General features: G+C 32.1%; 7 protein-coding genes. 1 reads left to right on the top strand and 6 read right to left on the bottom strand.

Translation table 11 applies throughout. From position 1 onward, the window contains the following. Window positions 1-153 precede the first annotated feature (153 nt). From APS56_RS08020 to APS56_RS08005, 4 genes are all read right to left on the bottom strand, one after another. The gene (locus tag APS56_RS08020; RefSeq protein WP_054727001.1) at window positions 154-1644 is read right to left on the bottom strand and encodes a cellulose synthase family protein; all 1491 of its coding nucleotides are present in this window, start codon (window positions 1642-1644) and stop codon (window positions 154-156) included. Beyond that, on the bottom strand, window positions 1641-2333 hold the full coding sequence (locus APS56_RS08015) for a glycosyltransferase family 2 protein (RefSeq protein ID WP_054726999.1): 693 nt from the start codon (window positions 2331-2333) through the stop codon (window positions 1641-1643). Before APS56_RS08015 ends, APS56_RS08020 begins: the two co-directional genes overlap by 4 nt. Window positions 2334-2464: 131 nt before the next feature. Beyond that, entirely contained in the window at window positions 2465-4045 is a 1581-nt protein-coding gene (locus APS56_RS08010) for a 4Fe-4S binding protein (RefSeq protein WP_054726995.1), read from the bottom strand. Window positions 4046-4055: 10 nt separating this feature from the next. Beyond that, window positions 4056-5393, bottom strand: coding sequence for an NAD(P)/FAD-dependent oxidoreductase (locus APS56_RS08005; protein ID WP_054726993.1), 1338 nt, complete (start codon window positions 5391-5393; stop codon window positions 4056-4058). A gap of 155 nt (window positions 5394-5548) precedes the next feature. On the opposite strand from APS56_RS08005, the gene APS56_RS08000 reads away from it, so the two are divergent. Then, window positions 5549-6559 carry a glycoside hydrolase family 113 gene (locus APS56_RS08000; protein WP_054726991.1) on the top strand — a complete coding sequence of 337 codons (1011 nt, stop codon included), beginning with the start codon at window positions 5549-5551 and terminating at the stop codon, window positions 6557-6559. Window positions 6560-6625: 66 nt separating this feature from the next. Here APS56_RS08000 and APS56_RS07995 read toward each other — a convergent pair whose 3' ends face one another. Together APS56_RS07995 and APS56_RS07990 are read right to left on the bottom strand one after the other, a co-directional pair. After that, entirely contained in the window at window positions 6626-9301 is a 2676-nt protein-coding gene (locus APS56_RS07995; RefSeq protein WP_054726989.1) for a chondroitinase-B domain-containing protein, read from the bottom strand. A 1032-nt stretch (window positions 9302-10333) separates the two neighbouring features. After that, window positions 10334-13786, bottom strand: a complete 3453-nt coding sequence (locus APS56_RS07990) for a pyruvate carboxylase (RefSeq protein ID WP_054726987.1) — start codon at window positions 13784-13786, stop codon at window positions 10334-10336. Window positions 13787-13877: the final 91 nt, after the last annotated feature.

The following is a 13877-nucleotide window of genomic DNA, read 5'->3' as shown; positions in this document are numbered from 1 at the left end:
ATTAGGGGAGTTTGTTGTGGTTAATTTGAAAATTTACACATTAAATTAAGACCTTAATAATAGCAGTAGTTTTCTTTTAATTTGTTTGTGAGTCGAAATTTTCTGAAGTATTTAAATAAGAAAAATATATCCTTTTTACTTTTTAATTAATAATTAGGCTTTTGACGTTATGGATTTAAAAAATACATACCCAAAACCTATAAATAACATGAGGTGGAAAGGGAAAAGTCCAAAATCGCCACCTTGATTGCCTACGATAAAAGCACTGTACATGCCAAATGCAAAATAGAGCATGAGTAAACCTTCGAATACCACATTTATAGATATACTTTTTTTAATGTATTTATTGGTTTTCCAGTTGTCTTTGTATTTGCTAATGTTAAATTTTGGAGTGCGTACAAATTCAGATTTTTTTCCTAAATGGCCTTCTAATACAGCAATGGAGTTATGAAGTGAAAATCCCATAGCTATTGAGAAGAACACAAAAAAGAGACCAATATATTTTATGAAATTTTTAAATCCGCCACCATACACATTTTTATACATGAACCAATAACAGATAAAAAATATGATACTACTTAAAACAAAGAAGCTCATAACATAAAAATAAGGTCTTAAATGTGCATATTCATTCTTTATATATAGCATGGGGATACTTAAAACACCAACAATAAGAACGTTTAAAAACATGGTGCTATTCAATAAATGAAGTAATCCATGAACTTTGGTTTTAGTAGATATGTTTTTACTATTTATAACACGTTTAAGCATTTTTTTAAAGTTTTCAGCACCACCCTTGTTCCATCTAAATTGTTGTGAGCGAGCGGCACTTATAACTATAGGAAGCTCTGCGGGAGTTTCTACATCCTCTAGGTATTTAAATTTCCAATTTTTTAATTGGGCACGGTAACTTAAATCAAGGTCTTCGGTAAGTGTATCACCTTCCCAATTGCCAGCATCAATAATACACGTTTTTCGCCATAAGCCAGCGGTGCCATTAAAATTGATAAAATGTCCTTTGCTATTTCTGCCTGTTTGTTCTAAGGTAAAATGGGCATCCAAAGCAAAAGCTTGAATTTTTGTGAGGATGGAATAATTTCTATTAATATGTCCCCAACGGGTTTGTACTACTCCAATTTTTTTATCCTTAAAATATGGAACCGTTTGTTTTAACCAATCTGGTTGTGGGAGGAAGTCTGAATCAAAAATAGCTATAAATTCGCCTTTAGCAATTTTTAAACCTTCTTTAAGTGCACCTGCTTTATAACCCGAACGGTCTGTTCTGGTAATATGTTGAATATTTACTCCAGTTTTTTTTATACTTTCAATATGTTGGCGTGTGCTTTCTAAGGTTTCATCAGTTGAATCGTCAAGCACTTGTATTTCCAATTTATCTTTTGGGTATTCTATTAAAGCAATATTGTCTAACAAGCGCTCCATAACATACATTTCGTTATAAACAGGTAGTTGAATTGTAATGTAAGGAACTTCGTTTGGATTTGATAAATTGAATTTAGGAGAATTGTCTTTTTTCCTTTTGGATGATAAATAATTAGATAACAGATTTAATTGTGCTAATGCGTATAGGAATATAAGCACTAATGCTATGGTGTAAATAATTATAACCGTAGTTTGTAAAATCATTTCTTAATGCTGTATTTAAAAATCCAACCCAATATCTTTATGCCTGCAAATATAGCACCTTTTATAGTTCCTGATACTTTTGACACCCCAATTCTGTTTCTATAATTTACGGGTATTTCGGTGTATGTCATTTTGTGTTTTAAGACCTTTAGTTGCATCTCTACAGTCCACCCATAGGTTTTGTCTGTCATGCTGAGATTTAATAGTTTGTTGTATTTTATTGCTCTAAAAGGACCAAGGTCTGTAAATTTAGCATTGAAAAATAAACGCATTAAATTGGTAGCTAACCAATTTCCGAAAATTTGAGGAATTGTCATGGAGCCAGCTTCACGTAGTTTTTTAGTTCTTGCACCAATTACAAAATCTACATTATTATGAATAATGGGGGACACAATTTTAGTTAATTCTTGTGGGTAATCGCTATAATCACCATCTAAAAAAACTACAATGTCTGGTTTTTCTTTTTGGTTCGCTATGTATGCTAGGCCTTTTAAACAAGCATAACCATATCCTTTGTTGATTTCTGTTAAAACAGTTGCCCCAGCATTTTTTGCATTTATTTCAGTGTTATCGGAGGAATTATTACTGATAACAATTATTTCATCAACATTTTTTGGGATATCTTGAATTACAAGCGCTATAGAGTCTGCTTCATTATATGCAGGAATGATGACTTTTATTTTGGTCATTGAAAGTCGGTGAGTTGGTTTTGGTTGTTTTAGTAATACAAAGTTAAATCATTATTTTAAATGATTTAACTTTTAAAATTTAAAAAGCCAACTATTAAGCTAAACAATATAGAGATTTATTGATTAAAAAACTACTTTCTATTCACCAAATCCATTAAATTTACATCATTTCCTAATAAAATATCGGTTGGATTAATACGACCTTCTTCAGGGCCATTTTCTAATTTTAAAACACCTCTTGGGCAAACAGCGCTACAGATACCACAGCCAACACAGCTAGCGCGTATAATATTTTCACCTTTTTGGGCATAAGCACGCACGTCTATACCTTGTTCACAATACGTTGAACAATTACCGCAGGAAATACATTGTCCTCCATTTGTGGTAATTCTGAATCGTGATTTAAATCGTTGTACAATACCTAAATAAGCAGCAAGAGGACAACCGAAACGGCACCAAACGCGATTTCCAAAAATAGGATAGAAGCCTGTGCCAATAACGCCAGCAAAAAAGGAACCGATTAAAAGGCCATAAATATCTTGGATGGTTTGGGTTTTAATACCTATAACCATTTGCGCTCCAGAAAAATAAGAATATAATGTAAACCCTGTCATGATTAATACAAATACCAATACACCATGAACCAACCAGCGTTCCAGTTTCCAGGCATTTAATGATTTATCAGACAATTGTCTGTAAGGGTCACCTAAGGTTTCAGCTAAACCACCACAACCACAAACCCAAGAACAGTACCAGCGTTTTCCAAAGAAATAAACCATAATAGGAACAACTACTAAAGTTAAAATAATACCCCAAATTAAAATAAAGAGTCCCAATCCACCGCTGTCAATTAATTGATTTAAATTCCAACTGTAAAAGAAATCGTAATCTAATGGAAATGCATTTTTAAAATCATACCATGGTTTTTCAAAACGAACAAGGATTTCAGGAATTAAAAATGCAAATACAATTTGAAAAAACAGTACTGAGGTTGTTCGTAATATTTGGTATTTATTATGTCGGTACTTTATGTACATTCGTACTGCCATGACAATCATGACGGTGCAATATAAAAAGCCATACAAAAACCATTGACTTGCTAAATGACCACTTAAATTTAAACTAATAGGGTCTACAATATAGCTCCAATTAACAATGTAATCAGGACGAAAATATAATAGCAAATAAAAGCTAACTAAAAACACAAAAGCGGACCAACCAATCCATCCTCTATTGGTAGCAGCTTTATGATAAATGCCATTGTTTTTAATCCCTGGTGGACCTAAGATTATAACATTTGGGATAATATATAATAAAGCACCTAAAATACTTAAGCCAAAAGTAAGCCACCAAAATAACCATTTGTTTTCTTTTATAACTCCAGTACCAGCTTGTTTTGCAATTTCATAAACGAAACTATGAGGTTTACTCCATATTTTTTTATGCCATTCCTTTTTTTCCTCATGAATTGTATTGGCATTTTTAACTGCTGAGGTAATTTTTGATGAAAATGAAAAAGGACTTGAAAATTCTTTTCCAACCACATTTTCATTTAAATCATTAATAAAAAGTTCGCTTTCAATACCCTTTTGAGATATTATTTCATCAAATAATTTTGGAGTGAGTTCATATTTCCCTAAAAATATAAGTGAAATAAAGATAGCAAGACCTGTTAAAAATAAACCAAGTCCGATGTTTTGAATGTTTTTCATGGTGATTTATTTATGAGGTTTTAAAAATGCGTTTCCAGCTTTTCTTTTTTAGTTGAATATATGTGTTGTTCTCTTTATTGAATTTTGCCACAATGTCCTTTTCATGAAGTTTATAAAATTCAGGATTAAAATTTGCATCCGCCAAATGTTCTAAAACATAATCTATAGAACGTTTTTCTTTTAAAACCCTATCAAAAAATTCGTGACGCATCCGTAAACCAAAATTATTAATACCAATAAATTGGCGAGTATTTTTATCATAATTGATATGAATACATTTTTTTTCACTCTCCCAGTAAAATCGAGCTTCGTTATCTTTAGGTTGTGCCCATACCCAGCCATATGTTTGATATTCAATATCGAAGAATTTTGCAGAGTTAAACCAATGCCCTGGATTATATTGAATATGGTTGCCACAAATAGTTTGTGCTATGGTTTCTCCCATCATGCGGCCTGTATACCAAACGGCTTCAATAGGCTTACGTTGGTTAATGCCTTTCTTTTGTTCGGCGCAATCGCCAATTGCATAAATATCAGGAATGTTGGTTTCTAAAAAGCGATTCACTATTACGCCTCTCCCAAGTTCTATGTCAGAATTTTTTAAGAAATCTATGTTTGGTGAAACTCCAGCTGTTAGTCCTACAACATGACAAGGAATTTCTTCATTTGTTCCATCAATAATGACAGATTTTACTTGGCCGTTTTCGTCAGAAATAATTTCTTTTAAATTAGTAGACAATCGTAAATCAATACCATTTTCAATAATTTCTTTATTAATCATTGCGGACTCTTGTTCTGGTAAAACACCGTTCCAAAAACTATTTTCACGGACTAAAAAAGTAACGGGTATATGCCTGGAGTGTAACATTTCTGCCATTTCAATACCAATTAACCCACCACCAACTATTACAGCTCGTTTGCAAACCTTATTATTAGGAGCATATTTTTCGAGGTTTTCTAAATCTTGTTTGTGGTACATACCCATAACGCCTTTTAAATCCTGTCCTGGCCAACCAAACTTATTAGGCTTACTTCCAGTAGCAATGATTAATTTGTCATATAACAATGTTTTTCCTTTTGCAAAATGCAGTATTTTATTTTTTGAGTCAACCGTTTTTATATAGCCCTTTTTGAGTTCAATATTATTTTTTTTCCAAAACCAATTTTCATAGGGCTGCGTATGTTCAAATTTCATGTGCCCCATATATACATACATTAATGCAGTGCGCGAAAAGAAATAATCGGTTTCGGAGGAAACGATGGTAATTTTTTTATCGGAAAGTTTACGAATGTGTCTTGCTGCGGTAACTCCAGAAATGCCATTTCCTATAATAACAATGTGTTCCATTTTATTGCATATTTGGTATTATGTCGAAGTTAAAGGTAATAACTTAAACTGAGTGTATTAATTTAGAATGTTTATAAACTAAAATACAACTGTAAGGAATTATAGTTATCTTTTCGTGCTATTATTTAAATTTAAAAAATAAGTTACTTCATTTGATGAATAGATTTAAAATTTTAATAGGAGTCATCTTGTTGATTAATCAATCATGTACTACACAAACACAAAAGATTAATGGAGTGAGTTTTGTAGCTTCTAGAGAATTAATTTCTGACAAGCATACAAAACCTGTTGTTGCTATAAATGCAAATTATGCAGCTATCATGCCATTTGGTTTTATTAGAAATTTAACAGACCCAGAAATAACTTTTAATACTGAAAGGCAATGGATTGGTGAACGTGTTTTTGGTGCTAAACAGTATATAGAAGAGTTGCAAGAGCAATCTATTAAAATCATGCTTAAACCTCAGATTTGGGTGAGAGGAGGTTATTTTACAGGTGAAATAAATATGCAAACTGAGGCTGATTGGCAAACTTTGGAAGTTTCTTATTCTAAGTTTGTTTTAGAATATGCTAAACTGGCAGAAACTAAAAAAGTTGATGTTTTTTGTATTGGAACTGAACTTGAAAAATTTGTAGCGCATAGACCTGCGTACTGGAATGAATTAATAATAAGTATTAAGAAAATTTATAAAGGAAAATTGACTTATGCTGCTAATTGGAATGAATATGAAAAAACAACTTTTTGGAATCAAATGGATTATATTGGAATAGATGCTTATTTTCCAGTGAGTGATAGTAAAACACCAACAATTAAAGAGTGTTTAGAGGGCTGGGAAATGTATAAAAGTAATATTCACAAATTTTCAATTCAATATCATAAGCCTATTTTATTTACAGAGTTTGGCTATAGAAGTGTGGATTATTCAGGGAAAGCACCTTGGAAAAGTGATCGGGATATGGGTAATATAAATCTGGAAGCACAAAATAATGCTACACATGCTCTATTTGAAGCCTTTTGGAATGAAGATTGGTTTGCTGGAGGATTTGTATGGAAATGGCATCATAACCATGAAGTTGCTGGTGGTGAAAATAATGATAGGTTTACACCTCAAAACAAACCAGTGGAGCTACTAATAAAAGAACATTACAACGTGTTTTCAAAGTGAGTAAGAGAAAAAACCCCAGAACAATTATTTATCTGGGGTTTTATAAAAATAAATTTTGTCAACTAATTATTGTTTTGAAACAACAATTTTATTTACGGATCTAAAACTTCCTTTTTTAACTTCTACAAAATATAAACCTTCCGAAATAGAAGAAATATCAATGCTTTCTTTTTTTAATGATGAATTAAGTTTTTTTGTTAAAATAGTTTTCCCAGAAACATTATAAATAGTTAGTTCATCAAAATCAATAGACTGTTTATTTAGATATAATAAACCATTACTTACTGGATTTGGAAATAGTATTATATTATTTACTGAAAAATCATGGGTAGATAGTGTTGTAGACGTTCCGTAAAATTCTATTTCTGAAATATTACTCCATTGACTTTTTCTTGTGTCAGCAGTGCCATTAAACCTTCCAAAAACAATTAATTTCACATACCGTGCATTTGTAGAAACTTCATATTGGTCATAGGCTTCACGAATACCTGTGGTTGTTGTAATTAATAAGTCTCCACTAGTTGGTAGTACCATTGTAAAATCTGAAGGATCTGTTCCAGTTGTAGAAACCCAAATTTGTAATCCATAGGGGTCAGCCTTATCATCTGTAGCAATTTGTATTAAATCAAGTTTATATTCATCATTTAGATTATAAATAACATATTCGCCATCAGATTTATAGTCTCCTGTTGGTACACTGTCATCGTCGGCAGCCCAAACAGTATTAAAATTTTTGTCCAATGTGTTTGTAGCAATATTTGTTTTTCCTTCTTTATCCTCTTGCTTAGAATAAGAGAATACTTTCACAAGGTCACCTGATTCACCCGTATTAATTAAATTATATAAATCTGTTAAACTTATACCTTCTTGTGTAATAGTTAAGTTTCTAACAATATCACTACCTCCAGCAACTTGTGTGAAAGTAATTGAACCAACTCTACTACTTGTTTCTGTGTTTTGAGTAACCGAAACAGAAATAGTGGCATCTCCAGTACCAGCGCTTATATCTATAGTAATCCAATCGTTGTTTGAAACGGCAGTCCAACCTACATTGGCATTTACAGTAATATCATAATTAGCTTCAGCATTGGAGAGAGGTTGTAAATTGCTTATAACTATAGATTCAGGTATTTCAATGGAGCAATCGCCATCAAATATATTAACACCTAAATTATTTGTAAAACAAGCTCCTATGCCGTAGCCAACCATATCATCAGTTATTGGTGTATAAGCTCCCATGTCTGCACCTTTACCCTCATATCCAGTCCCTGAAAAAGTAAAAATGTCACCATTAGGTATTAGATTAGCTATAATTTCAGTTTTTTCTTCAAAACCAGTATTTGTTGCTCCCAAGGTAGTTCCAGTATAAACATTACCAGTATAAGTTAACGCGGCATTTGTACCAATATCAGAGTAAGAAGTTGGAGTGTCACCAGAAATAACTGGAGTTAGTTTTTCTGCAGGGTATGAGGGTGTAAAATAAATTAAGTTATTTGAAATTGTTCCTGTAACATTGTTGTCATGATCTGTATTTACGTTATAAAACAAAGGCGCATTGGTATTTATAATTGTATTATTAGAAAGGTTGATGTTTTCTGATTTTTGATAACCATTTGACATGCTTGATGAATTACAATCAACTGCAGCTGCCGCTTTACCACCCATAAATGTTATACCATTATTCCATTTAGCTTGATCAATAATTGTTATACAATCTTGAATGTAATTATTGGTAATCGTATGATTACTATCAACAATTCTAATTCCCCCTGTACCATCTACATTTTCCCCTAAAAAATAGTTGCCTTCTACGGTAGCGTGAGAACCATGTCTGAGTACCAGAGAACCTCTAGACCTTCGGAAGGTGTTATTAATATATTTATTGTACTTGCTTTTATTTGTAATAATTTCGTTTTCGCCATCAGCTTGAACAAAATAGTTGTTACTAACTGTCGTGCCACTATGAATGTTCTGATTAGAACTTGTACCTATACGTATTGTTTCACTATCTCCTGAGTTTTCATAAGAAGAATTCACTTTTTGATAGTTATAGAAATAATTATTACTAATGGTATGCCCCACTGTATTGCAGCTTGTATTAACTGTTTGATATCCGTTATCTGGTTCGCCTTCTTCTGGCTCTCTATGTGGTGGTGCCCATTCATTATATGCTAAATCCACCAAAATCATATTTCCAGAAGTTACTTTATTCATAAACGAACAGTTAATTACAGTATTGAAATACCCATACATCTGAATCCAGTTATGTTTTTCACTGACTCCTATTTCAGTATCATTTATGTCTACCCCTAAACCATCCATCACACAATTTTGGATGGTGCTATTACGTGCGTGATCATAACTATTTCTAAATTCTATAACGCTACTAGAGCCGTAGCCTCCTTTCCAATGAAAACCATCAACTATCAAATATTCGCCAGTTGCAAGTATTTCACCTGTAGTATCATCAGTCTCTCCACCTATGTTTAGTTGCATGCCTCCAGTAAAGATTACACCTCCTGGTGTTTCCGCTCTAAAGACTATAGGGTTTTCAGCAGTTCCTGAACCCATAAATACTGCACGGCCATCGGTATCGTAGATGCCATTTTTTAATATAATATGATCTCCTGGTTGGTAAAATGTTTTTTGTAAATCTTTTGGGTCATCAATGTTATAAGTCATGTTTTGTCCTATTGTAGATAAGGTGAACAGAAATAACAAAAAAGTAGTAATTTTTTTCATTAGTATAGTTTTTTAAATTGGTAATGATTATATATTTATGAGAAATAAAGCATAGTTTACTAATCATATTTTAGTTTGTTTTACCTGGCTATTCTTATTGGTTTTCCAGATTGGTTTACCAAATATACTGTTTAAAAAGTAAAAAACAAACAAAAAAAATACTATATAAAAATTAGTAATCATTTGTTTATTAAACGGTTATAATTGTATTTTGTCGTTGGTTTTCGATGTGAATTATCTGTAAACAACATGATTAAAAAATGTGTAAAAAAATACGAGAATAAAATTTGGTTGTTTGATTGTAGGCTATGTTGTTGCTAACTTTTTTGTGAAGATTGACACTGCTTAGGTTAAGCGTTATGCTATCTATAAATTAATGTTTTGGGTAGATTAAGGAAAATAAAAAAGACTGTCTTTTTAATTATTTTTTAATATTAGTTATTCAACAGGGTATTCTTTATAAGTTGTTAAGGTGCCTTCATATTCTATTTTAAATGTTCCTGCTGTGCCATAAATAGATAAGGTACTATTATTATTATTATTATTATTAGCCGAATATGAAATAGTATAAACAAAAGAGGTTTCTCCTGTTTCTACGTTAATGGGTTTGATTTCTATTTTTTAAACATCAGAACTACTGTTAAAATAAGAATCATTAATTCTACTTCTGTCACCATAGTCATGTAATAATTAGCATAATAATCATCAATACTTACAACTTCATTTGTATTAGCATCGTAGGTCAATTCAATATAAGCACTGTTTTACCAAGCCCATTATCAAAATTCTCTATGTATATTTGGTAAGTGCCATCTCCATTGTCTTCAATGACTTGATAACGTTTGCTGGAATAATTAAGCGTAAAGATGTCAGTGATTGGAAAATCTTGTTTTTAATGGTTCGCCATTAAACGTATTTTACTTATGATATGAATTGTTTATTAGGAATAAATAACACTTGTAATACAAAGTAAAACAAGTGTTTAAAGAGGTGTTTTTATTTAATGATTTTAGAAAATAAAATACGATTCGCTTATTTCAAAATAATAACTAAGTCTTCAGAATTAACCATAAATCCAGTTTCTAAAACTATTTTCTTTACTGTAGCATCAGTTGCAGCTGTAATAGTGGTTTCCATTTTCATGGCCTCTATAATAAATAGAGGTTGGTTTTTTATTACTTTGTCACCTTGTTTAACTAAAATGGTTGATAACATACCTTGCAGAGGTGCCCCAATTTGATTGTCATCAGTTTTATCGGCTTTTATGTTTTCAATTTTATCTACTTTAATGGAGTGGTCTTTTATTTTTACTATTCTACCTTGTCCGTTTACTTTAAAGTATACGGTTACAAAACCTTCATCATTAGCTTTTCCTATAGATTCTAATGTAATAAGGAGTGTTTTACCTTTGTCTAATTCAACAATAATTTCTTCTCCTAATTCCATGCCGTAAAAGAAATTTTTTGTTGGAAGATTCATAAGGTTATCGTATTTTAAATGCTTATTGAAGGCATCTGTAAACACTTTAGGGTAAAGTTGGTAAGATAAAAAATCAGTAAAATCAATTTTGCGACTCAAATCATATTCAAATATTTTTTTGAAAGCTTTGTATTCTGCATCAATGTCCAAAGGGGGTATGTGTGCATTGGGTCTATCAGTATATGGTTTTTGGTCTTTTAGAATTAATTTTTGAAGTTTTTCAGGGAAACCTCCAACTGGCTGACCTAACTCGCCTTTAAATAAATCAACTACAGATTGCGGAAAAGAAATACTGTCTCCTCGTTCTATCACATCTTGAATGGTTAAGTTGTTACTGACCAGGTACTGAGCCATATCACCTACCACTTTAGAACTTGGGGTCACTTTAACAATATCTCCAAAAAGTTTATTGACTTCACCATACATTTTGGTGATTTCATGAAAACGATCTTCCAATCCTAATGCTTGTGCCTGTGGTTTTAGGTTGGAATATTGACCTCCTGGTATTTCGTGTTTAAATACCTCGCCGGAACCAGATTTTAAACCAGATTCAAATGGGTAATAGTATTCTCTTACGGATTCCCAATAATTAGAATATTCATTTAATGAATCAATATTAATAGAACTTGCTCTATCTTGGAACTTTAACATTTCAACAATAGAATTGAAGTTGGGCTGCGATGTTAGTCCAGACATGCCTCCTAATGCTACGTCAATAACATCAACACCTGCTTCAATAGCTTTTAAATAAGTAGCAGATTGTATGGATGAGGTATCGTGAGTATGTAAGTGAATTGGGATGTTGATTTCAGATTTTAATGCTGAAATAAGCTCATAGGCTGCATATGGTTTTAATAAACCAGCCATGTCTTTTACACCCAAAATATGAGCACCAGCGCTCTCAATTTCTTTTGCAAGATCGATATAGTATTTAAGGTTGTATTTGGTGTTTTCTGGATTTAAAATGTCATTGGTATAACAAATAGAGCCTTCGGCTAAACCTTCGGTTCGGGTACGAACATGTTCTATACAAGGAGCTAAAGATTTCATCCAGTTTAGTGAGTCAAAAATTCTAAAAATATCCACACCATTTTCCCAAGATTGTTCAACAAACTCTCCTATAATATTGTCTGAATAGGCTTTGTAACCTACACCATTTGAACCTCTAATAAGCATTTGTAATAGTAAATTAGGCATGGCTTTTCGTAACATACGTAGCCTTTCCCATGGGTTTTCTTGAAGAAATCTTAAACAAACATCAAAAGTGGCACCACCCCAAACTTCCATACTAAAAATATTTGGATGGTTTTTGGCGTAGCCTTCTGCAACTTTTAGCATATCGTACGTACGCATTCTAGTTGCTAATAAACTTTGGTGAGCATCTCGCATAGTGGTATCTGTAAAATGAACTTTCTTTTCATTTTTTAGCCACTCTGAGAATTTTTCTGGACCTAATTTAGTTAGTAAATCTTTGGTGCCTTGGGGATATTCAATGTTTGAATCAAATTTTGGTATTTTAGGTTTTACGAAGCTTTTAGAATGATCGATTTTTTTTACATCACTATTTCCGTTTACAACAATGTCTCCTAAATAAGTTATTAATTTAGTTGCCCTGTTTTTTGGAGCTTTAAATATAAATAAATCTGGATTAGATTTGATGAAGTTTACCGTTACTTTTCCTTGTCTAAAAGTTTCATGTTTTAAAATATTATCAAGAAAAGGCATGTTTGTTTTTACACCTCTAATTCTAAATTCTGCCAAGGCACGACGAATTTTTCTACTGGCACCATCTAAAGTTCTTCCGTGTGCCGTTACTTTTACAAGCATAGAGTCAAAAAATGGTGAAATAATAGCCCCTTGATAGATGCTTCCTGCATCTAGACGTATACCAAAGCCAGAAGCGCTTCGGTATGCAGAAACAGTTCCGTAATCGGGTTTAAAATCGTTTTGTGGGTCTTCGGTTGTAATTCTACATTGTAGAGCAAAACCACTTATTGTTATAGCATTTTGGTTAGGTATTTTTATTTGCTCATCTGAAAGTTTGTAACCACCAGCAATAAATATCTGAGTTTTTATTAAATCTATATTGGTTATAACTTCAGTAACTGTATGTTCTACTTGTACTCTTGGGTTTACTTCAATAAAGTAAATTGAAGCATCATCATCTACCAAAAATTCAACAGTACCAATGTTATTATAATTTACAGCTTTACATATGTTAATGGCATAAGTGTATAATGCTTGTTTTGTATCATCACTTAATCCAAAAGAAGGCGCAAATTCAATAACCTTTTGATAGCGTCTTTGTACCGAACAATCGCGTTCAAATAGATGAACAGTATTGCCATGGTTATCTGCTACAATTTGAATTTCAATATGTTTTGGGTTTTCAACAAACTTTTCTAAAAACACAGTATCGTCTCCAAAAGCATTTAAAGCTTCACGCTTACTTTCATTAAAAGCTCTTTTTAATTCATCTTCTGTTCTTATAACACGCATACCGCGTCCGCCACCACCAGAAGCTGCTTTAAGCATTAAAGGGTATCCAATCTTTTTAGCTTCGGATAAAGCTGTGTCAATGTCCTTTAGTGTTTTGTCATTACTTTTAATAATAGGAATATCATTAGCAACAGCTACTGTTTTGGCTGTGATTTTATCACCTAATGATTTTAAAACAGATACCTTTGGTCCTATGAAAATAATACCATTGTCCTCACAGGCTTGTGCAAAATCAGCATTTTCAGATAAAAAACCATAACCAGGGTGTATGGCATCTACACCATTGTCAAGTGCTATTTTTACAATAGCATGAATGTTTAAATAAGGTTTTAGAGGTTCGTTGTCTTCGCCTATTTGATAAGACTCGTCAGCTTTATATCTATGGAGGGAATATCTGTCTTCAAAAGTGTATATTCCAACAGTTTTAATATTGATTTCAGTACAGGCTCTAAAAATCCTGATTGCAATTTCACCTCGATTGGCGACTAATACTTTTTTAATTTTCAATGTAGTTTATATTTAGGTAGCTTAGAATAATTTTTCCTAATGTAATTAAGATTTGTGAATTATTAAAGATTTTTCCTAAATAGTTGTTTGG

Origin of the sequence: Pseudalgibacter alginicilyticus, from assembly GCF_001310225.1 — a bacterium.
GTDB lineage: Bacteria > Bacteroidota > Bacteroidia > Flavobacteriales > Flavobacteriaceae > Pseudalgibacter > Pseudalgibacter alginicilyticus.
Note: the sequence above shows the minus strand (reverse complement) of the source record. Positions and strands in the feature narration are given on the sequence as shown.